The organism is Parajatrophihabitans canadensis, assembly GCF_053764775.1.
The window spans coordinates 4,209,936-4,234,085 of sequence record NZ_CM132445.1 but is presented as its reverse complement, the minus strand read 5'-3'; the positions used below and the strand labels follow the sequence as shown (position 1 = coordinate 4,234,085).

Annotated in this window: 23 protein-coding genes; 14 read left to right on the top strand and 9 right to left on the bottom strand. The window is 65.7% G+C overall.

What is annotated here, in order from left to right; all coding sequences use genetic code 11:
* Positions 1–126: 126 nt before the first annotated feature.
* The 6 genes from ACSMXN_RS20390 to hpnH all read left to right on the top strand — a co-directional run bounded on the left by ACSMXN_RS20390 (position 127) and on the right by hpnH (position 7,947).
* Positions 127–1,725 carry a class I adenylate-forming enzyme family protein gene (locus ACSMXN_RS20390; RefSeq protein WP_027140033.1) on the top strand — a complete coding sequence of 533 codons (1,599 nt, stop codon included), beginning with the start codon at positions 127–129 and terminating at the stop codon, positions 1,723–1,725.
* Complete coding sequence (locus ACSMXN_RS20385) at positions 1,722–2,945, top strand: CaiB/BaiF CoA transferase family protein (RefSeq protein ID WP_022915712.1); 1,224 nt, start codon at positions 1,722–1,724, stop codon at positions 2,943–2,945. The genes ACSMXN_RS20390 and ACSMXN_RS20385 overlap by 4 nt, the downstream gene beginning before the upstream one ends.
* Positions 2,942–3,298 (top strand): hypothetical protein, encoded by a 357-nt coding sequence (locus ACSMXN_RS20380; RefSeq protein ID WP_022915711.1) that lies wholly within the window; start codon positions 2,942–2,944, stop codon positions 3,296–3,298. Before ACSMXN_RS20385 ends, ACSMXN_RS20380 begins: the two co-directional genes overlap by 4 nt.
* Before the next feature lie 26 nt (positions 3,299–3,324).
* Positions 3,325–5,292 carry a squalene--hopene cyclase gene (gene shc, locus ACSMXN_RS20375; protein WP_455407628.1) on the top strand — a complete coding sequence of 656 codons (1,968 nt, stop codon included), beginning with the start codon at positions 3,325–3,327 and terminating at the stop codon, positions 5,290–5,292.
* A 100-nt stretch (positions 5,293–5,392) separates the two neighbouring features.
* Entirely contained in the window at positions 5,393–6,934 is a 1,542-nt protein-coding gene (ispH, locus tag ACSMXN_RS20370; RefSeq protein WP_455407627.1) for a 4-hydroxy-3-methylbut-2-enyl diphosphate reductase, read from the top strand.
* Positions 6,934–7,947, top strand: a complete 1,014-nt coding sequence (gene hpnH / locus ACSMXN_RS20365; protein ID WP_455407622.1) for an adenosyl-hopene transferase HpnH — start codon at positions 6,934–6,936, stop codon at positions 7,945–7,947. Before ispH ends, hpnH begins: the two co-directional genes overlap by 1 nt.
* 26 nt (positions 7,948–7,973) lie before the next feature.
* On the opposite strand, the gene ACSMXN_RS20360 is transcribed toward hpnH, so the two are convergent.
* Entirely contained in the window at positions 7,974–8,318 is a 345-nt protein-coding gene (locus ACSMXN_RS20360) for a hypothetical protein (protein ID WP_022916087.1), read from the bottom strand.
* Between the two features lie 77 nt (positions 8,319–8,395).
* Between ACSMXN_RS20360 and ACSMXN_RS20355 the strand changes: the two genes are divergently transcribed.
* From ACSMXN_RS20355 to ACSMXN_RS20340, 4 genes are all read left to right on the top strand, one after another.
* Complete coding sequence (locus ACSMXN_RS20355) at positions 8,396–9,391, top strand: phosphatase PAP2 family protein (RefSeq protein ID WP_081649420.1); 996 nt, start codon at positions 8,396–8,398, stop codon at positions 9,389–9,391.
* The gene (locus ACSMXN_RS20350) at positions 9,373–9,855 is read left to right on the top strand and encodes a hypothetical protein (protein ID WP_022916089.1); all 483 of its coding nucleotides are present in this window, start codon (positions 9,373–9,375) and stop codon (positions 9,853–9,855) included. Before ACSMXN_RS20355 ends, ACSMXN_RS20350 begins: the two co-directional genes overlap by 19 nt.
* 67 nt (positions 9,856–9,922) lie before the next feature.
* Entirely contained in the window at positions 9,923–10,477 is a 555-nt protein-coding gene (locus ACSMXN_RS20345) for a glycosyltransferase (protein WP_081649421.1), read from the top strand.
* A gap of 89 nt (positions 10,478–10,566) precedes the next feature.
* On the top strand, positions 10,567–11,670 hold the full coding sequence (locus tag ACSMXN_RS20340) for a lysylphosphatidylglycerol synthase transmembrane domain-containing protein (RefSeq protein ID WP_155958622.1): 1,104 nt from the start codon (positions 10,567–10,569) through the stop codon (positions 11,668–11,670).
* Positions 11,671–12,062: 392 nt separating this feature from the next.
* On the opposite strand, the gene panC is transcribed toward ACSMXN_RS20340, so the two are convergent.
* Together panC and ACSMXN_RS20330 are read right to left on the bottom strand one after the other, a co-directional pair.
* Positions 12,063–12,908, bottom strand: coding sequence for a pantoate--beta-alanine ligase (gene panC, locus ACSMXN_RS20335; protein ID WP_022916092.1), 846 nt, complete (start codon positions 12,906–12,908; stop codon positions 12,063–12,065).
* Between the two features lie 303 nt (positions 12,909–13,211).
* Positions 13,212–14,765, bottom strand: a complete 1,554-nt coding sequence (locus ACSMXN_RS20330) for an MFS transporter (RefSeq protein ID WP_455407626.1) — start codon at positions 14,763–14,765, stop codon at positions 13,212–13,214.
* A gap of 95 nt (positions 14,766–14,860) precedes the next feature.
* Here ACSMXN_RS20330 and ACSMXN_RS20325 point away from each other — a divergent pair, with 95 nt between their 5' ends.
* Positions 14,861–15,373: a MarR family winged helix-turn-helix transcriptional regulator gene (locus tag ACSMXN_RS20325; protein ID WP_455407625.1), complete on the top strand. Its 513-nt coding sequence runs from the start codon at positions 14,861–14,863 to the stop codon at positions 15,371–15,373.
* Positions 15,374–15,495: 122 nt separating this feature from the next.
* Here the strand turns inward: ACSMXN_RS20325 and ACSMXN_RS20320 are convergent, their stop codons facing one another.
* The 5 genes from ACSMXN_RS20320 to ACSMXN_RS20300 form a co-directional block, all read right to left on the bottom strand.
* The gene (locus tag ACSMXN_RS20320) at positions 15,496–16,425 is read right to left on the bottom strand and encodes an NADP-dependent oxidoreductase (protein WP_455407624.1); all 930 of its coding nucleotides are present in this window, start codon (positions 16,423–16,425) and stop codon (positions 15,496–15,498) included.
* A 115-nt stretch (positions 16,426–16,540) separates the two neighbouring features.
* A complete protein-coding gene (locus tag ACSMXN_RS20315) occupies positions 16,541–16,792 on the bottom strand; it encodes a hypothetical protein (protein WP_022914557.1) in 252 nt (83 codons plus the stop codon).
* Between the two features lie 73 nt (positions 16,793–16,865).
* On the bottom strand, positions 16,866–17,549 hold the full coding sequence (locus tag ACSMXN_RS20310) for an NAD(P)-binding domain-containing protein (RefSeq protein ID WP_022914558.1): 684 nt from the start codon (positions 17,547–17,549) through the stop codon (positions 16,866–16,868).
* 91 nt (positions 17,550–17,640) lie between these two features.
* The gene (locus ACSMXN_RS20305; protein WP_022914559.1) at positions 17,641–18,123 is read right to left on the bottom strand and encodes a nuclear transport factor 2 family protein; all 483 of its coding nucleotides are present in this window, start codon (positions 18,121–18,123) and stop codon (positions 17,641–17,643) included.
* 134 nt (positions 18,124–18,257) lie between these two features.
* Positions 18,258–19,040: an SDR family oxidoreductase gene (locus ACSMXN_RS20300; protein ID WP_022914560.1), complete on the bottom strand. Its 783-nt coding sequence runs from the start codon at positions 19,038–19,040 to the stop codon at positions 18,258–18,260.
* A 96-nt stretch (positions 19,041–19,136) separates the two neighbouring features.
* On the opposite strand from ACSMXN_RS20300, the gene ACSMXN_RS20295 reads away from it, so the two are divergent.
* The gene (locus ACSMXN_RS20295; protein ID WP_022914561.1) at positions 19,137–19,283 is read left to right on the top strand and encodes a hypothetical protein; all 147 of its coding nucleotides are present in this window, start codon (positions 19,137–19,139) and stop codon (positions 19,281–19,283) included.
* A gap of 19 nt (positions 19,284–19,302) precedes the next feature.
* On the opposite strand, the gene ACSMXN_RS20290 is transcribed toward ACSMXN_RS20295, so the two are convergent.
* Positions 19,303–19,848, bottom strand: a complete 546-nt coding sequence (locus ACSMXN_RS20290) for a helix-turn-helix domain-containing protein (RefSeq protein ID WP_022914562.1) — start codon at positions 19,846–19,848, stop codon at positions 19,303–19,305.
* Positions 19,849–20,019: 171 nt separating this feature from the next.
* Between ACSMXN_RS20290 and ACSMXN_RS20285 the strand changes: the two genes are divergently transcribed.
* Complete coding sequence (locus tag ACSMXN_RS20285) at positions 20,020–20,934, top strand: SDR family NAD(P)-dependent oxidoreductase (protein WP_051148977.1); 915 nt, start codon at positions 20,020–20,022, stop codon at positions 20,932–20,934.
* Between the two features lie 55 nt (positions 20,935–20,989).
* Positions 20,990–22,444 (top strand): aldehyde dehydrogenase, encoded by a 1,455-nt coding sequence (locus ACSMXN_RS20280; RefSeq protein ID WP_022914564.1) that lies wholly within the window; start codon positions 20,990–20,992, stop codon positions 22,442–22,444.
* The last annotated feature ends 1,706 nt before the right edge of the window (positions 22,445–24,150 follow it).

The following is a 24,150-nucleotide window of genomic DNA, read 5'->3' as shown; positions in this document are numbered from 1 at the left end:
CGAACACCATAAGGACGGGTTTCGTCGTCTGTCAAGTGCGTTGCGGAGCCGAGTCGATTGACAGCGACCGGGATGCCTCCTAACGTATATATGTATTGCTGTACACATATTCGTACGAGGAGGACGATGTCCACCACCCGATGGGGTGACGCCGTTACCCGCGGCGTCATCCACGGCCATTCCTCGCTGGTCTACGAGGAGCACCCCGACTCGGTCGGCGCTGTGCTCATCCAGTCACGCCGATGGGGCCAGCGGCCGTTCATTTTCCACGGCGATCGGGTGGTGACCTTCGCTGATCACGAACAGATCGTGCGCCGGGTCGCTGCGCGGCTTCGATGCGAGGCCATCGGACGAGGAGATCGAGTTGGAATCTATGCCGCCAACAGCCCCGAATGGGTGGCCACGTTCTTCGGCATCCTCGAAGCCGGAGCGATCGCCGTGCCGTGCAACGGCTGGTGGTCGGCCGAGGAAATGGAGCACGCATGCGAGGTCGCCCAGCCCAGCGTCATCATCGCTGACGACAAGAGATCGTCCCGCGTACCTCACTCGATCCGCCGGATCGGATTCGCAGCGCTCACCGAACCCGACGACACTGACGAGCACTCCAAGGCAGACGCTGTACTGCACCCCGAGCAGCACAGCGAGGACGACCCGGCGGTCATCTTGTTCACTGCGGGCACAACGAACTTCCCGAAGGGGGCGACACTCTCACACCGCGCGCTGATCGCGAATCTGCAGTCGTTGCTGATCGTAGCCAACAAGTTGCCTCACCAGATTCCCGACGACATTCGAGCCAGTGTGGCGTTGGTCGGCCTGCCACTCTTCCACATCGGCGCCATCCAGCTGATCATGGTGCCCCTGATGACCGGCAGCCAAATCGTGTTCCTCGAAGGACGCTTCGATGGCGGCGAAGTGCTTTCGCTGGTCGAGGGGCGGGGGGTGACCATGTTCTCGGGCGTACCGACGATGATGGAGCGACTCCTCGCTCATCCCGACCTCGCTACGCGGGACGTCACCTCCCTCCGCACGGTGGTGCTCGGCGGGGCGCCGGTCGACGACGGGCTGCTCTCGCGTATCGCCGCGGCGTTCCCGAGCACAAGCCGCGGAGTCGGTCAGACGTACGGGCTGACTGAAGCGGGCGGAGTGGTGAGCACAGGCGTCGGAGGCGAACTGCGCAAGCACGCCGGGTCGTCCGGTCGACTGGCCCCCGTGGTAGAGGTGCAGATCCGCCACGCCGACGAGGACGGCAACGGCGAGATCTTCGTCCGCTCGCCCGCCGCGATGGACGGCTACTGGGGCCTCATCGGCGACACCACCATCGATGCCGAAGGATGGATCCGGACCGGCGACATCGGGCACGTGGACGAGGAACGCTACCTCTACATCACCGGCAGATCGAAGGACATGATCATCCGCGGCGGCGAGAACATCGCGCCGGCCCGCATCGAGGCGGTGCTGCGCGAACACCCGGCCGTAGCCGAGGTGACGGTGATCGGGCTCGCCCACGACGACCTGGGCGAACTGGTCGCTGCGGTCGTGCGCCTCTCCCGCGGCGCACACGTCTCCGGGGAAGAGCTGGCGGCGTTCGCGGCGCACCGGCTGGCGCACTTCGAGATGCCGGCCCGGTGGATCTTCCGTGACGACGCCCTCCCCACCAACGACTCGGGCAAGATCCTCAAGTCCGCGCTGCGCACCGAGTACGCCAGCGAAGCGGTCATCCGATGACCTTCGGCGGACTCGCCCACGATGAGAGGCTACCCGCCGGAGCACTGGTCGGGCTGCGCGTAGTCGATCTGTCTCGAGTGCTTGCCGGCCCGTACTGCGGCCAACTGCTCGGCGACCACGGCGCCGAGGTGATCAAGGTCGAGCCGCCGGCGGGTGATGACACGCGTACCTGGGGGCCGTATATGCCCGACGGCCGTAGCGCCTATTACCAGGCGATCAACCGGAACAAGCAGAACATCTGTCTCGACCTAAGCCAGCCGGCGGGGAGGCGCGTCCTGGAACGGCTGCTCGAGGACGCCGACGTGGTCGTCGAGAACTTCAAGCTCGGGACTATGGCCCGCTGGGGATTCGACTACGAGGGCGACCTCGCACCGAAGTTCCCGCGGCTGATCTACTGCCGAATCACCGGGTTCGGCGTTGACGGCCCCCTCGGCGGCCTGCCCGGCTACGACGCCGCACTCCAAGCCTACGGCGGCCTGATGAGCGTCAACGGCGAGCCCGACCGCGATCCGATGCGCATCGGCGTACCGGTGGTGGACATGGTCACCGGCATCTTCGCATTCTCGGCGATCCTGCTTGCCCTGAACGAAAGGCACACATCGGGACGCGGGCAGCTCATTGACTCCACGCTGCTCGACACGGCGATCACACTGCTGCATCCACACTCTGGAGGGTGGCTAAACAACGGCGTGCTGCCCGTCCGCACCGGCGCCGCTCATCCTTCGATCGCGCCCTACGAAACGTTCACGACCCGAGGGGGGTTGCTTTTCGTCAGCGCGGCCAACAACCGTCAGTTCGAAGCGCTCGTTGGTGTCCTCGGACAACCGATGTTGATCTGGGACGAACGGTTCGCCAGCAACGAAGCCAGACTGGCCAACGTCGCACAGCTGCGCGCCATCCTCAGCGAGCTGTTCATCGATCGCGACCCGGAACTGCTCAGCCAGGAGCTGGTCAAGCGCGGAGTGGCCGCGGCCCCCGTTCACGACGTTGCTCAGGCGTTAACTACGCCACAGGTCGAACACCGCCAGACAGTTGTTGAACGTGACGGCTACCGGGGCATCGCCTCCCCTATCCGGCTCACCCGTAACCCTGCCGCGACCGCGGTTCCTCCCGCCACGCAGGGCCAACACACCCGAACCGTGATGGCTCGGCTCGGATTCGACGAAACAGAAATCTCGGAGCTGATCGCCGCGACGAACCGTTCTTGGGCACCCATATGACCAGCTCGCTGCTGTTCGAACGCCGCAAAGCGGTTTGCGTCATCACGCAGAACCGACCACACGGTCGCGACCTGATCGACAGCGAGATGGCCATCGAGGCGGCGCTCGACACGATCGAGGCCGACGGTACCGATGTCTGGGATCGGCTCGCCGCCAAGTTGGCCGAGGGTCCCCCGACGAGCGAGGACAACATCGAGCTGATTGCCGGTTTTGTTCACGAGGCCGGCGGCGTGATCTGGACGAGTTCGCAGGCAAAGCGGCGCCTGGCGATATCGCATCTGGAACCGCTGAGCTATCGATGCCTCGGCGCTTCGGAGGCGTTAGTGCAATGCGTGCTGGGACCAGATAGCTAGCTAAGCAAACGAGAAGGATGGTTCTGATGTGTGGGCCCCTGGTGAAGGGCCGGGAGCCCGGTTATTGCACCCACGATGGTCCGGCTGTACGGCGTGCCGCGGAGGCTGCGGCTGATTATTTGCTTTCGCGTCAGGACGAGGCGGGATTCTGGCGGGGCGAGTTGCGCACCAACGTGACCATGGATGCGGAGGATCTGCTGCTTCGTGCCTTTCTGGGCATCTTGCATCCGGCCGATCTGGACGCCGGCGCCCGCTGGATCCGGTCACAACAAAATGTCGATGGGGGCTGGTCGACGTTTGAGGGCGGCCCGATCGATCTGTCCACGACGATCGAGGCTTACGTCGCGCTCCGGTTGGCCGGCGATTCCCTTGACGCCCCGCATCTGAGCGTGGCGCGGGAGCTGATCCTCGAGCTCGGCGGCATCGAGAGCAGCCGGGTCTTCACGCGAATTTGGTTGGCACTGTTCGGTGAGTGGTCCTGGGATGAGCTGCCGGTCATCCCGCCGGAAATGATCCGGATTCCGAAGTGGGCGCCACTGAATGTCTATGACTGGGGTTGCTGGGCTCGGCAGACGATCGTGGCGCTGGCCGTGGTTTCGTCGCAACGTCCGGTAGCCGAACTCGGGTTCAGCGTTTCCGAGCTGCGGACCAATCTGGTTCCTGCGGAGCTGCGCCCGCGTCGAGCCTGGACGATCGCGCGTGGTTTTCAACACCTTGATCGGCTGCTGCACCGCTACGAACGTCTGGCCATCAAACCAGGCCGCAACTCGGCCCTGCGGGCGTGCACCGAGTGGATCGTGGCTCGCCAGGAATCTGACGGTGGATGGGGCGGCATTCAGCCACCCTGGGTGTATTCGATCCTGGCGCTCCGGCTGATGGGCTATCCGCTTGATCACCCGGTTCTTCGGGCGGCGATCGAAGGCCTTGAGGGCTTTCTCGTGCGCGAACAGACACCGGACGGCCCGGTTCGCCGCTTGGAAGCCTGCCAGTCACCGGTGTGGGACACCTGCCTGACCGTGATCGCGCTGTTGGACGCCGGACTTCCGACGAAGCACCCCGCCGTGCAGAAAGCTGCCCAGTGGCTGCTCGACGAGCAGGTTCGGGTGCCGGGGGACTGGTCGGTGCGCCGACCTGAGCTGGCCCCTGGCGGTTGGTCGTTCGAGTTCGCGAACGACATCTACCCGGACGTGGATGACACGGCTGAGGTCGTACTCGCTCTGGATCGGGTCATCGGCGGTTCAGCCAGCGCGGAGGGCTCAGACGGTGTCGAAGGTGCCATCCAACTCGGGGTCGACTGGCTCATCGGTATGCAGTCTTCAGACGGCGGTTGGGGGGCCTTCGACGCTGACAACACCGCTACGTTGGCCGCAGATCTGCCGTTCAGCGATTTCGGCAACCTGAGCGATCCGCCGTCGGCAGATGTCACGGCGCACGCGGTCGAGATGCTCTGCGCTCGGGGCTACCTCGACGCCCCCGCTACCGGACGCGGCGTGCGGTGGCTGCTCGCCGCTCAGGAGCCGGACGGTTCCTGGTACGGCCGGTGGGGTGCGAACTATGTCTATGGCACCGGCGCGGTCGTGCCGGCCCTGATAGCGGCCGGTGTGCCTACCTACGCCATGGAAATCGAGCGCGCCGTCGAATGGCTGCACGCTCACCAGAACGACGACGGTGGCTGGGGCGAAGACCTGCGGTCCTACGTCGACGGGTCCTGGAGCGGACGCGGCGAATCGACCGCTTCGCAGACCGCATGGGCGCTGCTAGCGCTGTTGGCCGCCGCGGACACCTCCGCCTCGGTCGAACGCGGTGTGCAATTTCTGCTGGATTCTCAGCAGGCGGATGGCGGATGGCTCGAAACCCGTTATACCGGCACGGGTTTTCCAGGCTTCTTTTACATCAATTACGAGATGTACCGGCACGTTTTTCCGTTATCCGCGCTGGGCCGCTACGCGAACAGATTGGACGGGGAGATGAGCACCGTGAGGCAGATCAGATAGCCGGACCGACACCCGATGTTGCACGAGCTGGCAACGGCGGGTGCCCAGCAGATCGAAGACCAGCCGGCAGGCGTGGATGCCGCAGACGAGGGGAGAACCAATGACACCGGGTCTCGTCGTCGTCGCCGCACTGCGGATCGAGGCGCTGGCGCTCAAGCGCGGCCTTGGAGAAGACGCGGCCGTAGTGCACGCAGGCATCCGCGCCACGAAGCTGAAGGCCAACCTTCGCAGCTGGTCGGTTGAGTCCGCGAACTCTCAGGCGCCCAACTCCCAGATCACGGCGGTGGCGTTGGCCGGTGTCGGTGGGGCGGTCGGCGATACGCTGCGGCCCGGTGACATCGTCGTCGCCAGTGAGATCCGCGACGATCAGGGCACCGTCGAGCTTCCGGCCGCAGCGCCACTCGTTGCTGAGCTCAGGGCAATGGGGTTCACGGTCCGACGCGGGCCTATCTTCAGCAGCACCAAGGTGGTGCACGGGTCCCGGCGCGCCGAGATCGCGGCGTCCGGGGCGATCGCGGTCGATATGGAGTCCGGGCCGGTGGTGCGGGCCGTTCTGGCCGAATTCCCGGGCGCTCCGTTGGCGGTCGTCCGGGTGGTGGTGGACACCCCCGACGAGCCGCTGGTGCGGATGGCCACCCTCGCATCAGGAACTCGGGCATTGCGGATCCTGAGCCAGCTCGGGCCGGCCCTCGAGGGCTGGAGCGCCTCGGTCAGTGACCGACAGGTGCTGTTGGCGGCGCCGCGGTCCTTCTGTGCGGGGGTTGAGCGCGCCATCGACATCGTCGAGCGAGCGCTGGCGCGCTACCCAGCACCGATTTATGTGCGCCGCCAGATCGTGCACAACGCCCACGTCGTCGCGAGTCTGGAACGCAAAGGCGCAGTCTTCGTCGAGGAGCTGGAAGAAATCCCGGACGCCGCGACGGTGATTCTGTCTGCTCACGGTGTTGCGCCCGCCGTGCGCGACGAAGCGGCCAAGCGGCAGATGCGGGTCATCGACGCAACCTGCCCGCTGGTCGCGAAGGTCCATACCGAAACTCGGCGGTTCCTCGCCCATGGCGACACCGTGTTGCTGATCGGGCACGACGGTCACGACGAAACCGAGGGGACGCTCGGCGAAGGACCCGGCCGCGTCCTGCTGGTGGAGAACAGCCAGGACGCCAGCACGATTGAAGTACCCGATCCCGACCACCTCGCCTACGTCACGCAGACAACGCTTGCTGTCGGCGAGGCCGAGCGCGTCGCGGCTACCCTTCGACAGCGTTTTCCTGCTATCTCCGCCCCGCCGACCGATGACATCTGCTTCGCCACCACCAACAGGCAGAACGCAGTACGTGCCATCGCCGCCGACGCCGACGTGGTTCTCGTGGTCGGCTCGCACAACTCCTCCAACTCCAGGCGGTTGGTCGAAGTCGCGGTGCACTCCGGTGCCCAAGCCCACCTCGTGGAAGATGTCGAGTCCATCCGTCCCGGTTGGATTCGCGGTGCCGCGACTGTTGGCGTGACCGCCGGAGCCTCCGCGCCCCCACACCTCGTCGATGAGGTGATCAAGACCCTCGGCGCCCTCGGTCAGGCCGATGTGAGCACGATCGATGTCGCCCGCGAAGAAGTCACATTCACCCTCCCCAAGGAAGTAGACAGCTGATGGCAATTCCACTCAGGCAAGGTCTTCGGGTAGCCAGCTATGTCGCGGCGAACAAGATCAAGCGAAACAAGAAATTTCCGCTGATCGTCGAGCTCGAACCGCTCTTCGCCTGCAATCTCAGCTGTCCTGGCTGCGGCAAGATTCAGCATCCGGTCGACCTGCTGCGGCAGCGGATGCCGGTCGAGCGGGCGTTGGGCGCCATCGAGGAATGCGGCGCGCCGATGGTCTCGATCGCCGGCGGCGAGCCGTTGATGCACAACGAGATCGACAAGCTCGTGAACCAGCTCGTGAAGCGTAAGAAGTACGTCTACCTCTGCACGAACGCCGAATTGCTACGCAAGCGGTTCGATCGCTTTGATTTCAAGCCGTCGCGCTACTTCGCGTTCGTGATCCACGTGGACGGTCTGCAGGATCGCCACGACAAGGCGGTCGACAAAGAGGGTGTGTTCGCCGAAGCTGTCGCGGCGATCCGCTTCCTGAAGGAGCGTGGCTTCCGAGTGACCACCAACTCCACGTTCTTCAATACCGACACGCCGCAAACGATCATCGACGTCCTCAACTTCCTCAACGACGAAGTCGAGGTAGACGACATGATGATCTCGCCCGCCTATGCGTACGAAAAGGCGCCCGATCAGGACCATTTCCTGGGAGTCCAGGAGACGCGTGAGCTGTTCGCCAAGGCTTTCGCGAACGGAAACCGCAAGAAATGGCGTCTCAACCACTCACCGCTCTTCCTCGACTTTCTCGAGGGCAAGGTCGACTACGAGTGCACGGCCTGGGGTATCCCGTCGTATTCGCTACTCGGTTGGCAGCGGCCCTGCTACCTGATGGCCGACGGCTATGCCGAAACGTACGCCGAGTTGATCGCCACGACTGAATGGGAGAAATACGGCCGGGGCAAGGACCCTCGTTGCAACAACTGCATGGCCCACTGCGGTTACGAGCCCACTGCGGTTCTGGCCACCATGGGTTCGTTGAAGCAACAAATCCGCGCCCTCCGCGAGCAGGGTTGATTCGTGTGGGCCGCGCTGACTCGTTCTCAGCCGAATCGGCGGCCAAGCGGTTCGTAGACCGATGGCACAACGGCTTTGAGTCCAAGGGCGACGGCGAGGCGGCGGGGGACAACCGTGCGGGCGCGGTTGCCATCGAATGCGCGGATGGGTTTGGCTGCGGCCCGGGCGAGGCGGTACAGCGTAGCTTCGGGACCGGGGAGGTCAGTCGTGAGCTCGGCGATTCCCGGCTCGCTCGCGATGCGCCGTGGTGCGCCGCGACAGCCAAGCGTGATTACCCTCGCCGCGCGGGAGCTCCGCGATCGCGCGATCGCGAAACTGATTCCTCGGATCGAACCGGGTACCAGGGCAATCGAACCGCTGGGCTTCACCATGTGGACCTGTCCGCCGGTGCTCGACCGATGCGCAGGCGACCCAGAGCTGCGCGTCACAACCAGCACTGGGAGGCCTGATGACGGTAATCGCGAGGCCTGGTGGCGATTGCTCCGAAGATGAGTCGAGGAGTTTGGGCGAGGACCGTCCGAGTGCCCAAGTATCGACGCTGGACCGGACTCTTCCGGCCGGAGCCAATCCGGACTCCTTACTCACGGACGGCCCCTTCCAGCAGAAGGAGAATCGCGCTCGCCTGAAGGAGGTAACGCGGTTTCGGCGACTCGCGCACCGAGTCGTGAACGGGGTGCTTCAGCTGCTCTGCGCACTGGCACTGTGGACGCTTTACCTCCTGTTGGTCCACAACGTGTCCAACGATCCGGTGACCGGTCGTCGAAACGGCCACGACCTGTTGCGTATCGAGCAATGGCTACACATCGACATTGAGCGCTGGCTGCAAAGCGGCCTGTTGCACAGCGACCTATTGGGCATTCTGGCCTCTTGGGAATACGCCCTTGTCTATGTGGTTTCCACCTTCGGCGTGCTGGGCTTGGCGTGGTGGCGCCCCGGCCATGACTATCCGTGGGCGCGTAATGTGCTGGCCTGGACGACGATGATCGCGTTTCTATGCTTCGCGCTGTATCCAGTCACACCGCCCCGCTTGCTTCCCGGCGCAGGTTACCTGGACATCGTGACCCAGCACCGGCCACCGTTCTCCTGGGGTAACGCCAAGGTGTCGGCTGCGGCCGATCAGCATGCCGCGATGCCCAGCCTGCACACCGCATGGGGGATCTGGGTCCTGCTGGTGGCGGTCCGGGTCTGGCGCTCGCGACGGGCGGTCGTGCTGGCCGCGGTTCAGCTGAGCATCACCGTGTGGGTCATTATGGCCACCGGCAATCACTACCTACTCGATGCCGTTGGTGGCGCCATATTGGTTGCCGTTGCCGTGCTGGTCGAAAACCGACGTAAGGCCGCGTGGACGCGGATGGCTCCTTGGATTAGGACCAGACTCATGCGCACGCCGCTGCACCCTGTCATTAGGGTGCTGGCTGAGCGCGGATGCCGACCGAGCCGGTGATGGGGATCGCGCTGGCGTGGCCTGGAGCGGGCGAGTTCGATGTGACGTTGCCGTTCCCGGTCATCCGCCGACACGGCTACCTGCTGTTTCGGGATCTACGGCGCATCCCCGAGCGGCACCGGGCCGACGTCGGCTGGATCACCGCCATACCGCCGTTCGGGCTGCAGCCGCCGATGTTGCGCCGCACCGTGCAGGATCAAGTTGTCGCTTCCACGCATGGCAAGGAGCTGGGGTGGCTGCGCGCCTGGCCGACTCGGATTGCCGTGGGACGGATGGCCGGGGCGGTCGACACCGTCACCTACCTGAGCGAGACCACCCACGAGCGGCTGCATCCGGGTGCTCGGCCGGCGCACGGAGTTGGTGCGGCTGCCGGTGGCATCGAGAGATTTAATCCCGGCGTCGGCGTCGGCGTCGGCGCTGGGCTGCGCGAGCGGCTTGGCGTCGGTGACGATCCGTGGTCGTGAGAGTGGCTCGGCTCGTCCGGCGCAAGGGCTATGGCGTGCTCAGCCAGTCCTGGCGGGAGGTGCGCGGATGATTCCCTGCCGCCGGCTGTTGATCGTGGGCGCTGCGACGATGTTGAAGCCCTTGCAGGCACTCGCGGATAGGCAACCTACTGGCGGGGTCGCGGTCACGCGGCCACCGCCGCGGGAAGATTTGCCGGTTTGTTGCGACTGTGGAACGGTATTCGTCCTCGCCAGCAGAGGCTGCCGGGGGGGCCCGCAGGCCGAGCGGCTGGGATTGTGCGTTCTGGAGTCGTCCGCATCCGGTCTACCGGTCATGGTCGTTCGATCCGACCGCAGTGATAATGCGGTGCGCCCCGGCAAGACCGGGTTGTTGATCCATGCCCAGCTTCCGCAGTGGGGTGCGTGGAGCCTGGTTGGGGTACTCACGCCCAGCAGTCGGGTGCATGCCTTCGGCGAGGCCGGCCGCCGGTGGGTCCAGGAGCAGTTAACCTGGCCGCCCGCAACTGCGTGGGCTGCGATTCTGCGCTGCGAGCATTTTGCTTACCTGCCGGGCGATTCCTCTTCGCGCAGACACGGTCATCTGCCCCAGACGTTGAAAACCCCGTGCAGGAGGACCGTGTGAACGAGGGAGGATCGCGCAAAGGGGAATCGAGCGACGAGCGATCGATCGATCGTGGTCGACGCCCAGAGCCAGTCCCCGAAACTGCTCCGATGCACAAGCTGTATTCCCACCATCCGCTGCGCTGGGCGGTGGTCGCCGCGGCGCTGGCAGTATCGGGAGTCTTCCTCGCGCCTAAGGTCGACGAGGCCGGCAAGTCCCTGCGGGAATTGGGCTCTGGCTCGGCCAGCTGGATTGCCCTGGCCTGTCTGTCCGAGGTCGCGTCCCTGATCGGGTTCAGCCTCGTCACCTTTGCCCTGCTTCCTGGAGCCAATCGCCCGAGAATCTTCCATGTTTTCCGATTGGATCTGGTCACGATCGCGCTGAGTCATTCAGTGCCGGCCGGTTCAGCCGCTGGTACCGCGCTGGGTTATGGGCTGCTGGCCGAGGAGGGCGTCGGTGCGGTGCCGGCTAGCTCTGCGAAGGTGCTGCAGTCCATCGTGTCCGGCGTGATGCTGCAGGTGATCCTCTGGGTGGCGCTGGGCTTCGCCGCCCTAGGGCACTCAGCATCGCGGTCCTATCTGGCTGTTTCAGCCGCGGGGGCCCTGACGCTGGTCCTGCTGCTCGGTTCGCTCTGGGCGATGATCCGCTTCAGTGCGGCCGCAGGCCGTATTGCGGGGCGCTTCTTTGGGTCGTTACCGCGGATGACTCCTGACCGGGTAAGCGAATTTGTCGTGCGACTGTGCGCGCGGATGGCCGAACTCATGGAACGTCGGGCACTGTCGGCCTGGGTGTGCGTGTGGTCGGCGGCGAACTGGGGCTTCGACTTGTTCTCGCTGTGGGCTTCGCTGCGTGCCTTCGGCGCGCCCTGTGCCTTCTCTGAACTCACCATTGCCTTCTGCATTGCGCAGGTGGCCGGTACGATTCCGATTTCACCTGGTGGTCTGGGCCTAATCGAAGGGTCGCTCGTTCCGCTGCTCACTGGCTTCGGTGTCGCGTCCTCGGTGGCGGTGCTCGGCGTGCTGATGTGGCGGCTGTTCAACTTCTGGCTGCCACTGCCGGTTGGTTTGCTCGCCTATCTGGGCATCGTTGCGGATCGCCGGCACGGCAGACTGCCACATCGGGCCGGGAGCGGTCTGGACGGTCGCTTGGCCATCGGCGCCCACCCGGGCCGAACGCCGGTGGCCTCAACGGATTCGACTGATTCCTCTTTCTGAGCGGATGAACTCGTAGGTCCCGATCACCCGCAGCAGAGCGATTCTCGAAGCATCGAATTCCTCTTCCCTCATGGGGTACAACGTGCGCGTCCTCGCTGGGGAGCCGCTTGCGAAATTGAGTATTCAACGATGAAGGAGGTGCGAGGTGAGGTCCAGAGGCGTCCCTCTTCGGGGTCCTGACCGGGGTGTCCCCCGGCGCCCAGTGCTGCCTCAAGTCCTGCCGTGGGCCCAGCGAGTGGAGTGGCGGAGAGCATCTGGGTGACGAGCAGGACGCGTAGCGCCACTGCTGGCTGATGCGCAGTGCGGTGTCAGGGCGCCGATTCCCGAACCGACCGCGTCCGTCTCGGTCCGCCAGCCGCCTTCGGACGCCAACAGCGGCCCGGGCCGCAGCGTCATCGTGAGCCGCCGAGTTCGATTGCGAGGTTATCGATCAACCGCGTCGGGCCCACCCAGGCCGCGGTCAGCAGGCGGGCCGCCCCGGCCGTGGGCGCCGGAGCGAGATCGACGGCGCGCAGTTCGAGGTAGTCCGCAGTGACGGTCGGCTCCGCGGTGTAGACCGCCCGTGCGGCATCGAGCACCGCCGTTGGGCCACTGGCCGCTGCGGCCTGCCCGGAGCGCAGCGCTCGGGACAGCACCAGGGCCCGCTGCCGGTCGTCGGAGCCGAGATAGACGTTGCGACTGGAGAGGGCGAGCCCGTCGGGCTCACGCACCGTCTCCACCCCGACGACCTCCACGCCGAGTTCGAGGTCCACGTTCATCCGGCGGATGAGCGTCAACTGCTGGTAGTCCTTCTCGCCGAAGAACGCGGCGTCGGGACGGATCAGCGCGAAGAACTTGGCGACAACGGTGAGGACGCCCTCGAAGTGGGTTGGCCGCACGGCACCCTCAAGGTCTGCGCCGAGTGGCCCCGGGACGACCGAGGTCTGCGACGGCCCGCCGCGGTATATCTCCTCGACCGCGGGCACCCAAACAAGGTCGGCGCCATGCGCTTCGCATAGTGCGAGATCGGCGTCAAGCATCCGCGGGTAGGTGCTCAGGTCTTCATTCGCGCCGAACTGCATCGGGTTGAGGAAGATCGTCACGAGCACCGAGCCCGATCCGCCGCGGGCCCGTCGCGCCGCGTCGATCAGCGAGGCATGCCCGGCGTGCAGGGCTCCCAACGTCGGGACGAGGCCAACTGGCGCCGGCAAGTCGCGACGAACGGCCGCCAGCTCAGCGCGGGAGTGGACGACGATCACGAACGATCCGAGCTTTCGCGCGAGTCTACGAAGTCATCCATCAGTGGACTCATTTCACCACGTGCCGGCGTCTGGGAATTACTTCTGGGCCCGAGATCTTCGTGTCTCATTTGGTGTCGGACCCTCTGTTCTCAGGGGGTTGCATAACATTGTCTTGACGGTGCACGACTCCTCTTCCTCTGCCGGTTGTTCTTACCCAACGGGTCGAGAGCCTGCCCGGTCGACGTGTGTCCAGGCCCAGGCTGGTGCTGCAACAGACGGGAGCCGCTTAGCGGGCCTCGGGCGTGACGAGCGGCGTGGTTGTCAGGATCGGTGTCGCTCGGGCTCGGCCGGTGGCTCTGGCGAGGTTGGCTGGTCGAAGTCCTTGGTGCGCACGAGGACGATCGAGATGAGCGCGCCGGCTGCCACGGCGATCGCCCCGATGACGAAGATCGTGTGCAGGCCCGAAGCAAAGGCGACATGGGCCGCGGCGGCGGTCCTCGGCTGGCCGTGAGCGGCCGCCGTGACGCCGGCCGAGGAGACGACGCGACTGACTTCGGCGGCGTGCGGGCCGACAGTTGAAGACAGCGAGGTCGTGACCCGCTGCTGGAAGACCGCGCCGAGCGCCGCTACCCCGGTCGCGAGTCCTGCGATGCGGAAGGTGTTGCTGATGCCAGAGGCCATGCCGCTGCGTTGGGGTGGCACGACGCCGAGCCCGACGCGGGCGATCGCGGGGTTGGAAATGCCAAGGCCGATACCGCAGAGCACCAAACCGGGGATGAGGACCGTCCAGTTCGAGTCGGGGCCGACGGCGAGCATCGCGGCGATTCCGCTGGCGGTGATGGCGAAGCCGGTACCGAGCACGAGGCCAGGTGGGAGCGTCTGGGCTGGCCCGCGGAAGAGGAACGGCACGAGGAAGGCGAGCACCGTCAACGGCAACAGGCGTAGGCCACCTTGGAACGGGGAGTAGCCCAGGTCGTTCTGGAGATACAGGGTGAGGTACGGCAAGAGCGCGAACATGCCACCGCCGATGGCGAAAGTGGCGACCGAGACCCCGCCGAAGCTCGGCTTGCGGAAGAGTGAAAGGTCGAACATCGGGCGCGTCTGGAAAAGCTCGACGAGGACGAAGGCAACAAACGCCGTCGCCGAGCCGGCGAACATCGCCACAATCGTCGCGCTGGTCCAGCCGAGGTCGTTACCGCGGATGAGTCCGAACTCGAGCAGGAACATGGCCGCGGCGAAGGTGATGAGGCCGAGGCCGTCGAGTCGGGTCGCGCCGGGATCCGTCTGATTGCGCATCTTCGTCAAGGAGATCCAGATCGCGACGACGCCGACCGGCACGTTGACGATGAAGATCCAGCGCCAGCCGATGCCGCTGGTGAGTGCGCCACCGACGATCGGTCCGACCGCCGCTGCACCCCCGACGGTGGCGCCCCACGCCGCGATCGCCTTGCCGCGCGCCGCGCCTTGGAAGTCCTGGGCGATGAGGGCAAGGCTCGTGGCGAACATTGCCGCGCCACCTACGCCTTGCAGTGCCCGTGACCAGATGAGCATGTTGATCGACTGGGCGAGACCGCAGAGCAGCGAGGACACCGTGAACACGGCCAACCCTGCGATGAAGACCCGTTTCCGCCCAAAGAGATCTGAGATCGACCCCCACGTGAGGATGAGGGTGGCGAGGGTCAGGGCGTAGGCGTCGATCACCCACTGAAGGTCGGTGAAGGAGGCGTTGAGGTGTTGCTGGATCGTCGGCAGAGCGACCTGCACGATCGTCACGTCGACCAACAGGATGAAGGTCGCCGCGCAGACCGCGATCAGCGTCCACCGGCTGCGCGCGGTGCTCTCGGATGGGACGACGGGTGGAGCGGTAATGGACATGACGTGTGCCCTCTCAGCTAGTTCACTTGAAGCAACAACTAAACTGTAGAAGCGATAAGTTTACGCGTCAAGTTATTTCTGGTAACCTTTGGGGCATGAACGGGACGGATGCGCATGCCGAAAGTGGGATCTGGCTGAACGAGGACGAGCAGCGTGCGTGGCGAGGTGTCGTACAGCTCTTCATGAAGTTGCCTGCGGCCATCGATAGCAACCTGCAGCGCACGGCTGGTGTCACCCAGTTCGAGTACGCGGTTCTGGCCCTGCTGTCGGAGTCCGATGAGCGCACGCTTCAGATGTCCGAACTCGCCGCGGGGACAAACGCCTCGCTGTCTCGACTCTCACACGTGGTGTCTCGCCTCGAGGGTCGCGGCTGGATCACCCGCCAGGTCAGCCCCGGTGACGGCCGGGCAACTCAAGCTGTGCTCACCAATGCCGGTCTGGCAAAGATCGTCGAGACTGCTCCGGACCACATACGCCTCGTGCGCGAACTGGTCATCAACGCACTCACGCCGACCCAGCTTCGCCAGCTGGGGTTAGCCGGAGAGAAGATCGGGCAGCGAATCGAGGCCTGGCACGCCGAGCGTGCCGCGGACGCAACCAAGCGCTGAGGCGAGACTCGGCCTCGGTGATACCGAGTGACTGCGTCCACCTCGCCTTCGTCGTGTCCAGCGTCAGCGATGCCGCGACCAACCAAGTTACTAGCCCCGCCAAGGCTGCGACTGCTGAAGGTTCACGAGGTGGTCAGGACGAGTCGACCGCGCAGGCCACCTTCGGCCAGGCGTGCGTGGGCCTGTGCAGCCTGCTCCAGCGGGTAGGTCTGGGCCACTCGAAGAGTCAATGCGCCCGCAGCGGCAAGGTCGGACAGGGTGGTGAGCATCGCGGCGTCGGGCGAGACCCGGGTCAGTCGCACCCGGATGCCGCGCTCGGGCTCGGGGACGCCGTCTATCCGGGTGGCGACGAAGGTGCCACCGTCACTGACCGCGCCGATGATGCGACTGCCGAGGGTGGCGGTGTCCAATACTGCGTCCGCGCCGTTCGGGGCGAGCTCGCGCACAGCTGCAGTGGGGTCGTCGTTGGCCGGGGCGAACACGTCCGCACCCAGTACGGCCGTGACGAAGTCGCCATCGCCGGCGCGAGCGCTGGCAATCACCGTCAGGCCGCGGCGTTTGGCAAGTTGCACCGCGAACCCGCCGACCGCGCCCGCCGCGCCGGTGATGAACACGCTCTGGCCTGCGCTCAGGCCGAGCAGTTCCACCGACTGCGCGGCGGTGAGTCCATTCAACGGGATGGTCGCGGCATGTGCGGCGTCTACGCCGGCCGGCGCGATGGCGGCGGCGTTGCTGGGGACGATGGCGTATTCGCCCTGGGCTCGCACCACGCCGGTCGCGCCTTGCACGATCGCGACTACGGGGGTTCCGGGTTCCCACCCCGCATACGGCCCGACGGCGTCGACCGTGCCGGCGACGTCCCAGCCGAGCCCGAAATGAGTCCCTGGCGGGGGCGCCGGGAACAGGCCGCTCCACGCGGCCACATCGGCCGGGTTGAGGGTCGCGGCGTCGACCTTGATCCGGATCTCGAAGATTCCCGGCTCCGGTAATTCAACCTGGGCAACCTCGATGACCTCAGGGCCCCCGACAGACCTATACACAACTGCTCGCATGATTCGTTCTCTTCTCATTTCGCTGACGACATATAACGGGCGCTGACTGTCGTAAGGGCAGATCCTGTCGTGGTGTGAGGCGTCCTGCGTCTGCGCCGCAGTCACGCGTCCGCGGTTATCGGTGAGCCAGAACTCGCTTCTGGGATTGGGGGATCACACGTAGGACGATGCGGCCTTTTCCGTGGCGGGTGGCGGCGAGTTCGTGTGAGGCGTAGCGGGTGGCGTTGTCTCCGATGGCGGGGTTGACGGCCGCGGCGTGCACGCGGACGAGGACAGAGTCGACGTGCACCTTGGGCGGTGCCACCTCGGCGAGTTCGAGGATTCCCGGCTCCGGGCCGCGGTAGGGGTGGTAGACGACCGCTTTCATCGTGCTCCGCCGGGGGCGGACATCGCCTGTTTGAGGGCGATGTTGTGGTGTAGGTGGAAGACCATGGTGGGGCTCAGCGTCGGGCCGAGGCCAGTGCCGTGCGGACCTCGTCGGCGGAGGCGGGGGCGGCTGGCTGGCCTAGGTAGTGGTTGTCCTTGGTCACCGCGTATGGCGCGCAGAAGGCTGGAGTGCCGACCTGTGAGCGCCAGCTTTCGGTGAGCGGCCCCATGTCCAGGAAGTCGAACCCAAGCAGTGAGAGCAACTCGGCGGCGTGCTTGTTGGCGCCCGGGTCGTTGCCGGCGATCGGCAGGGTGGTGCGGTCGGCGGAGTCCACGGGCCGCGGCAGGGCCGCAAGGTGTTTGTGGTTGATGTTGTTGAACGCTTTCACGACGTGCGCCTGGGCCAGGTGGCGCTGGAGTATTTCGCTGTCGGTGAGCGTCTTCGCGTCGAGTTCCGGGATGGCGCCGTCACGCGGGGCCCAGTAGTTGCCGGTGTCGATGACTGTTTTGCCGACGAGGGGTTCCCGGGGCATTGCCCCGACAGCGCTGAGCGGGATCGTCACGACGACCCAGTCACCTGCGGCGGCTGCCTGCGCGGGAGTGCCAGCACGGGCCCGCGACCCCAGTTCGGCCGCGAGCCCGGACAGCGTCGCCGGTCCCCGGGAGTTGCTGAGCACGACGTCCAAGCCGGCGTCGACCGCCAGCCGAGCGAGGGCGCTGCCGATGTTTCCACTGCCGATCAGTCCAAGTGTTGCCATGCCTGCGATGACCTCCTGTTTGAGGGTTGGATGGCCTGAAGAACCGGGGCCCTCCACAGCCCGCCGTAGGGGCTGCGGAGGCCCCGGATGCTCAGAAGGCGTAGGGGATGTCGTGGATGACTTCCTGGTGGCGGATCTTCCACGTGCCGTCGGTCCGGCGGAGGTTAAAGCGGTAGTACCCGGACTCGATGGGCGTGATGCTGCCCTGGGCGCCGAAGGTACCGGCCGGCCACCCGCCCTCGGGCTTGGCGGCTCCGACGACGTTGTAGGTGATGAACTGGGTTTCGATGCTGGCCTCGTCGCCGTCGATGCTGACCAGGTGGTCGTAGGTGGTGTGGTGGCTCCAGCCCAGGGGCGGGTGCGGCGCCATGGCGTTGGTTACCGCCGCCTCGATCTGATCTGCTCCGGTGAGTTTCCCCAACGGTTGCCTATCGTCTGGTCCACCAGGTCCGTGAAGATAGATCTCGGAGACTCCGTCAGCCTCGAAGAGCGCGGCCATCGCCGCGCCGTCGCGCCGGTCCGCGGCCCGGGTGTAAAGGGACACGACCTGTTTGATCTCGTTCTCAATACTCATGATGTTCTCCGGTTCTCGTCGACGTGCCTGCTAAGCACCTAATCTGCTGTGGGAGGTGTAGGCGGCTTACGGTCTGCGACCGCGACCGTGAATCAGCCCTGCCCAATCAAGGTGGCCGCGGTGAGATGCGGGCTCTATCCGCCTCGAGCCATCCAGGCGCCGTCAACGGGCACAACGACGCCTGAGACGTAGGACGCACGGTCGGAAAGCAGGAACCCGATGACGTTCGCGATCTCTTCTGGCGTCGCGAGTCGCCGCATCGGTTGAGCAGCGGAGATCGCTTCCAGTTCGGCTGTGACGGTTCCGAGCAACATTGGTGTCGCCGTTGCCCCTGGCGCTACGCAGTTCACTCGGATTCCGCGATCCGCATACTCAGACGCTGCGGTACGCGATAGACCCAAGGCGGCGTGCTTGCTGCTGACGTAGCCGCTTAGCCCGTCGAACGCACGCAGTGCAGCAATCGACGCGACATTCACGACCGCTCCGCCGCCCGCTTCCAGCATGGCGTTTACCTCCGCACGCAGACTGAGGAACACGCCGCGCTGGTTCACCAGATAGTTGCGCTCGAAGTCCGTCAGCTTCGTGTCCGTCAGCGGACTGAACTCTTGCGGCACCCCGGCTATGTTCGCCGACAGGTTCAGGCCGCCAAATGACGTGACCGCCTGCTCTACCAAGGCGGCGGTGTCGCGCTCGGTTGTGACATCACATCGCTGAAAAATGGCCGTTCCGCCGTTGGCGTTGATCTCCGCCGCGACCCGCTCGCCCCCGGCAACATTGATGTCACCGACTACGACGTTGACTCCGGAGCCCGCGAGCAGCTTGGCTGTCGCCTCGCCAATGCCGCTTCCGCCGCCGGTGACCACGGCGGTCTTGCCGGCGAGGCCGGGTACCTGCGTCGTGGCGCACTCGTCGTCCATTGTCCTGCTCCGATCCGCCGTCATGGAACACCAGCATCGGGGAGGAAGGGCGGGTATTGCGATGACGGGGTCGGCAATCATCGTTACCCTGTGGGTATGGATCGGCTTGAGATTCGGCCAGACCAGGCACATCCGCCCGCCCTGCCGCTGGGCGGCACTGATCCTTCCTGGTCCGTAGCGGGGGCAGCGATTCGGTCCGGAGCTGATGAGCACACCGACGCCAGCCCAAGCGGGGCCGCGTGAGGTGTCTAGGCGGCGGTCTTCAACGCAGCCCGATGCCATTCAGCAGTGTGGCGACGATGAGATCGGCGGCCCGAGGCGCGTCGAGGTCGGCAAAGTCGTGGGCTGCGCGGTCGACCAGGCTGTCGAGCGTTGAACGGGCCCAGCCAGCTGGCAGGTCCGCCCGAAGCAGACCCTCATCGCTGGCTCGTTGCACGAAGCGGTCCAGCCGTTGGCTTTGTTGTTCGCGGCGAGCGTTCGCGGTGGGGTCGGTCTGCATCATCCTTCGGGTGTCGAGTGGCCATTCCCGGCTGACTGAGATGATGCCTTCCACGTAACGGTGCAGTGCCACCGCCACCGGCGCCTCTACGAGGCGGGCCTCGTCGAGGACCCGTTGCGCGGAGTCGAGCTTGGCCTGGAACACTGCGCCAAGCAGGGCTTCGCGGGTGTCAAAGCGTCGGTAGACAGTCCGCCTGTCGACCCCCGACTGTGCGGCGATGGCCGCGATGGTGGTGGTCGGGTCCTCGGCGAGCAAGCGCGCTCCGGTCCGTAGGAGCCGGGACAGGTTGCGGGATGCGTCGGCTCTCATATCGGTGTCATGGTATGTGACCTGGGCGGCGCCGCCGTACGTGCACGAGCGACAACTCGTGGCTCTCGTGTCTGTACATCGGCGCGCGAGTGGTTCTTGTGGTCGGAATCACCACCTAAAGATGGCGACTTACTCATTAAATGTCACATACATGTGGCATATATTGAGAGCATGGCATCCGTAGAGCGGCACTTGTCTGCGATGCAGACCTGGTTGATCACCGGCGCGGCCGGCGGCCTCGGAAGCGAGTTGGTCGCCGCTGCCCTTGACGCAGGGCACAACGTGCTGGCCGCCGATCTGAACGGGGACGAGCTGCCGACGCCGGACGACGGGGCGGCCCGCAGGTTGCGGGCTATGGCGCTCGACGTCACCGACACCGGCGCCGCCCGTGAGGCGGTCCAGTATGCCGTCCGCAGTTTCGGTCGCATCGACGTGCTCGTCAACGGCGCCGGCTACCGCAGCGTCGGTTCCATCGAGGACATGCCGGAAGACGACTTTCGCCGCAACATCGAGACGAACCTCTACGGCTCGGTCAACATGGTCCGCGCGGCACTGCCCGTACTGCGTCCCCAGCGATCTGGTCACATCGTGAACATCTCGTCGATCGGCGGACGGCGCGCCCAGGCCGGGCTCGGCGCCTATCAAACCTCGAAGTGGGCGCTGGGCGGCTTCTCCGAGATCCTCGCCCGCGAGGTCGAAACTCTCGGCATCCACGTGACCGTCGTCGAACCCGGCGGCATCCGCACCCCGTGGGCCGCTGCGCCGATCTCGGTGGAGAACCTGCGGGAAGAGTACGAACCGACGGTCGGCGTCTTCGCACGGACCTATACCGAGAACGCCGACGTCCAGCGCGGCGACCCGGCCCGGATGGCGCGGGCCATCTTGACCGTCACGCAGGCGGCCGAGCCGCCGGTCCGGCTTTTGCTCGGCTCCGACGCGGTCTGGCTCGCGCCGCAGTACGCCGCCGCTCGCGCCGCCGAAGACATCGCCTGGCGCGAGCTGAGCGTCTCCACCGACTTTGCCGGCCTCGGCGACTTCGCCGAGACGGCCGTCGCCCGGATGGTGCGGCCACCCCATACTTCCTGATCCCACACCCCGAAAGCACGCGCATTCCCATAGCGCTGAAGGAAAGAAGAAGCTGATGATCACGCGAGACAAGCTGTATATCGGTGGGACATGGGTCGAGCGGAGCGACCCCGAACTGTTGGAGATCCGTTCGCCCCACGACCAGTCGGTGCTGGGGCAGGTGGCCCAGGCCACCAACGCTGACATCGATCGCGCGGTCGCGGTGGCCCGCGAGGCATTCGACCACGGCCCGTGGCCGCAGACCACTCCCGAGCAGCGACAGGACGTCATCCGGCGCCTGAACGCACTGCGGGAGGCCCGCGCCGACGAGGTCGCGGCGGCCATCTCGGCCGAGAACGGCTCGGCGCTGTGGTTCACGAAAATGGGCCAGCCATTCCTGACCCGCCAGGTCACCGCCTACATCAAAGCGGCCGAAGATCTGGGCTGGGAGGAGACCCTCGAGCCGTCTGACCCCTCGGCGCCCTACGACACGATCGTGCGGCGCGAGGCGATCGGCGTCGTCGCAGCGGTGATCCCGTGGAACTCGCCGTTCTCGGCGGCCACCGCGAAGCTCGCCCCGGCCCTGCTGGCCGGCAACACCGTCGTGCTGAAGGTGTCGCCGGAGAACTCGCTGAGCATGATGCTGTTGGCTGATCTGTTCACCGAAGCGGGGCTTCCCGACGGCGTGCTGAGCATCTTGGCGGCCGATCGCGAGACGAGCGAGCACCTCATCGCGCACCCGGACGTCGACAAGATCGCCTTCACCGGCTCCACCCGAGCCGGTCGGCGCATTGCCTCGATCGCCGGCGAGCAGCTCAAGCGGGTCAGCCTGGAACTGGGCGGCAAGTCCGCGGCCATCATCCTCGACGACGCCGACATCGCCGCTGCCGCTGAGGGCCTGAAGTTCGGGTCGTTGGGCAACAACGGTGAGGCGTGCATCCTGCAGACCCGCATCCTCGCCCCCCGCAGCCGCTACCAGGACGTCGTGGACGCACTGAAGGGCATGGTGGAGTCGCTGAAGGTCGGCGACCCCACGGCGCCGGACACGTTCATCGGCCCGATGATCCGCCCCGACCAGCAACAGCGCGTCATCTCCTACATCGAGCTCGGTATCGAGGAAGGCGCCCGCCTGGTCACCGGCGGACCCCAAATCCCCGACGGGCTGGAGAACGGCAACTACGTCACGCCTACCCTGTTCGCCGACGTCGATAGCAGCATGCGCATCGCGCAGGAGGAGATCTTCGGGCCGGTCGTCGTGGTCATCGCCTACGACGACATCGATGACGCCGTCCGGATCGCCAACGACTCCGAATACGGCCTGTCCGGAGGAGTGTGGTCGGCCAGCACCGAGCAGGCCCTGCAGGTCGCCCGCCGGATCCGCACCGGCACCGTCACCATCAACGGGTCCCCGATCAGCTTCGACGGCCCGTTCGGCGGCTACAAAGCCAGCGGCACCGGCCGCGAGTACGGCGCCGTCGGCCTGAGCGAATACCTCGAGCACAAGAGCGTTACCCGAAGACACTGCACCTGATCGCCAGCGCTGGCCCGTGCCGACGTGTCAGGTGGCGAGCGAACGGACCTACTCGCCCTGACATCGCGGCTCACTGCTTTCTAAGGCCGCAACGATCCAGCTCAGTCTCGCATACTTCCGCGGCGTCAAACCGATCCGAGATCAGTCACGGCTTCCAGGCGGCTCAGGGCGACACATGCCAAGAAGACCCTCTGGAGTGGTCAGGCGTAAACAGATGCCAGCAAGGTCGTGTCGGGCGGCTCGGTTAGTGGGAGACTCACCGGGGTGGGCCAGCGTTTTCATGTCCCTCTGGAACATCCTGATGGATGTGTATACGAGATGTGGCCGCTGTGGATGTCGCTGAGGCAATTGCGACCGCCGAGGCGTGGCTCGAATACACCCAGCGGGTGGGCGTCGGGGACTACCGCGGACGAGGGAGAACGGGCGCGTTTAGGGGTGGCAGGCTCTGGGCGAACCTTGTGGCTGAGCGCCCAGGGCCTGACCCGCTATTGCGGACAACCCGCCCCGACGGAACGATCGCCGAGTAATAAGACGCCCGCTCATCGCCCGCAGACCGGCAACCGGTCGCCGCGACGATCGCTGGGCGGAACGGGCGGGAGCCCTTATACGAAGCCCGATGGCACCGCCGTTATCGACCTGTACCTAACTAACGGCCTTTGCCGCCGACCTGCCTACACCTACGTTTCGACTCTCGCAGGCCACTCGGCGGCCATCGATCCGGACTCCTTCATCTATCCGACTCAAGCCGCCGCGTGACGGACGATCCCGATGTTGGGCGCTGGCCGCCGGTCAGGAGAAGGGCGATCTCGGCAGAGTGCGAGCGCTGGATGTATTGCCGTGGCAAGGCTCGCAGAGTCGTCGAAGTGCCGACCTCGTCCCAGTCGCCATGATCAGTCACCCGAAGATCACCGCCGAACTCATTCAGGACGCTGCTCAGACGACCTGCTGACGCTCGCGACGATTGCCACGCTCCACCAACCTCAGAGTGGGGCACTCGGGCGTGGGTGACGTCCTGTCCGGCCACGTCTCGCGTCGCTGACAGAATGCTCACCCGATCGCGCGAACACGACGACATCTGACGCTCGCGCAAGGGCGCGATCGCTCGACAGGTCCTTCACCATTCGATGACGCGTCGTGGGTTGCGGGCTTGCCCTGCCCGATCAGCGCTCTGCCCAGACGCAGTCCTGACCTCCGGGAGCGGTGAGTCCTGCGCTCACACACCGGGCGGGACGTCGTTCTACCCAGGTTTACCACGTGATTGGTCATGCCGGGTGATGTTGACCCAGGAGGCTTGGCTGGGACTGTGTGAGCCCTGGATCAGAGCGCCGGTTTTCCAGCTGGCCGGTGGCCCCGGTCCTCAGGTCGCCGAGCGTCCGACCTTCGTGAGCAGGTCGGAGCGGCCGGAACTCACGCACTGAAGTGCCTGTACTTGGTGACCCGATCTCTTGGACCCCTGCCGGGTCGGTCGGGCACGATGGGCTGTGCGGTGGAAGGCAGCGCGTAACGCCTTAGCGATCCCTTGCCGACCGATTCCAGGCCGCCGAAGACTACTGATGGGAAACCGCAAGAACACCGACTACGCGATAGACCCGCTGCCCTGCGTGTGGTGGTTGGTCGGGCCGGGGGACGGTCGGTGCGATCATGGGGAGCGATGCGGCGATTGTTTTGTTCGAGTTGGCGTAAGGGAGTTGGTTTTCGGGTGCGGA

Excerpts from the sequence above, each read along its gene's own strand:
- ACSMXN_RS20330 (WP_455407626.1), bottom strand. The coding sequence starts at position 14,765 with ATGTCCATTACCGCTCCACCCGTCGTCCCATCCGAGAGCACCGCGCGC.
- ACSMXN_RS20295 (WP_022914561.1), top strand. The coding sequence starts at position 19,137 with ATGGATCGGCTTGAGATTCGGCCAGACCAGGCACATCCGCCCGCCCTG.
- ACSMXN_RS20280 (WP_022914564.1), top strand. The coding sequence starts at position 20,990 with ATGATCACGCGAGACAAGCTGTATATCGGTGGGACATGGGTCGAGCGG.
- shc (WP_455407628.1), top strand. The coding sequence starts at position 3,325 with ATGTGTGGGCCCCTGGTGAAGGGCCGGGAGCCCGGTTATTGCACCCAC.
- ACSMXN_RS20360 (WP_022916087.1), bottom strand. The coding sequence starts at position 8,318 with ATGGTGAAGCCCAGCGGTTCGATTGCCCTGGTACCCGGTTCGATCCGA.
- ACSMXN_RS20350 (WP_022916089.1), top strand. The coding sequence starts at position 9,373 with ATGCCGACCGAGCCGGTGATGGGGATCGCGCTGGCGTGGCCTGGAGCG.
- ACSMXN_RS20290 (WP_022914562.1), bottom strand. The coding sequence starts at position 19,848 with ATGAGAGCCGACGCATCCCGCAACCTGTCCCGGCTCCTACGGACCGGA.
- ACSMXN_RS20315 (WP_022914557.1), bottom strand. The coding sequence starts at position 16,792 with ATGAAAGCGGTCGTCTACCACCCCTACCGCGGCCCGGAGCCGGGAATC.
- ACSMXN_RS20355 (WP_081649420.1), top strand. The coding sequence starts at position 8,396 with ATGACGGTAATCGCGAGGCCTGGTGGCGATTGCTCCGAAGATGAGTCG.
- ACSMXN_RS20300 (WP_022914560.1), bottom strand. The coding sequence starts at position 19,040 with ATGGACGACGAGTGCGCCACGACGCAGGTACCCGGCCTCGCCGGCAAG.
- ACSMXN_RS20385 (WP_022915712.1), top strand. The coding sequence starts at position 1,722 with ATGACCTTCGGCGGACTCGCCCACGATGAGAGGCTACCCGCCGGAGCA.
- ACSMXN_RS20305 (WP_022914559.1), bottom strand. The coding sequence starts at position 18,123 with ATGAGTATTGAGAACGAGATCAAACAGGTCGTGTCCCTTTACACCCGG.
- ACSMXN_RS20320 (WP_455407624.1), bottom strand. The coding sequence starts at position 16,425 with ATGCGAGCAGTTGTGTATAGGTCTGTCGGGGGCCCTGAGGTCATCGAG.
- ACSMXN_RS20340 (WP_155958622.1), top strand. The coding sequence starts at position 10,567 with ATGCACAAGCTGTATTCCCACCATCCGCTGCGCTGGGCGGTGGTCGCC.
- hpnH (WP_455407622.1), top strand. The coding sequence starts at position 6,934 with ATGGCAATTCCACTCAGGCAAGGTCTTCGGGTAGCCAGCTATGTCGCG.
- ACSMXN_RS20390 (WP_027140033.1), top strand. The coding sequence starts at position 127 with ATGTCCACCACCCGATGGGGTGACGCCGTTACCCGCGGCGTCATCCAC.
- ACSMXN_RS20380 (WP_022915711.1), top strand. The coding sequence starts at position 2,942 with ATGACCAGCTCGCTGCTGTTCGAACGCCGCAAAGCGGTTTGCGTCATC.
- ACSMXN_RS20310 (WP_022914558.1), bottom strand. The coding sequence starts at position 17,549 with ATGGCAACACTTGGACTGATCGGCAGTGGAAACATCGGCAGCGCCCTC.
- ACSMXN_RS20325 (WP_455407625.1), top strand. The coding sequence starts at position 14,861 with ATGAACGGGACGGATGCGCATGCCGAAAGTGGGATCTGGCTGAACGAG.
- ACSMXN_RS20285 (WP_051148977.1), top strand. The coding sequence starts at position 20,020 with ATGGCATCCGTAGAGCGGCACTTGTCTGCGATGCAGACCTGGTTGATC.
- ispH (WP_455407627.1), top strand. The coding sequence starts at position 5,393 with ATGACACCGGGTCTCGTCGTCGTCGCCGCACTGCGGATCGAGGCGCTG.
- ACSMXN_RS20345 (WP_081649421.1), top strand. The coding sequence starts at position 9,923 with ATGATTCCCTGCCGCCGGCTGTTGATCGTGGGCGCTGCGACGATGTTG.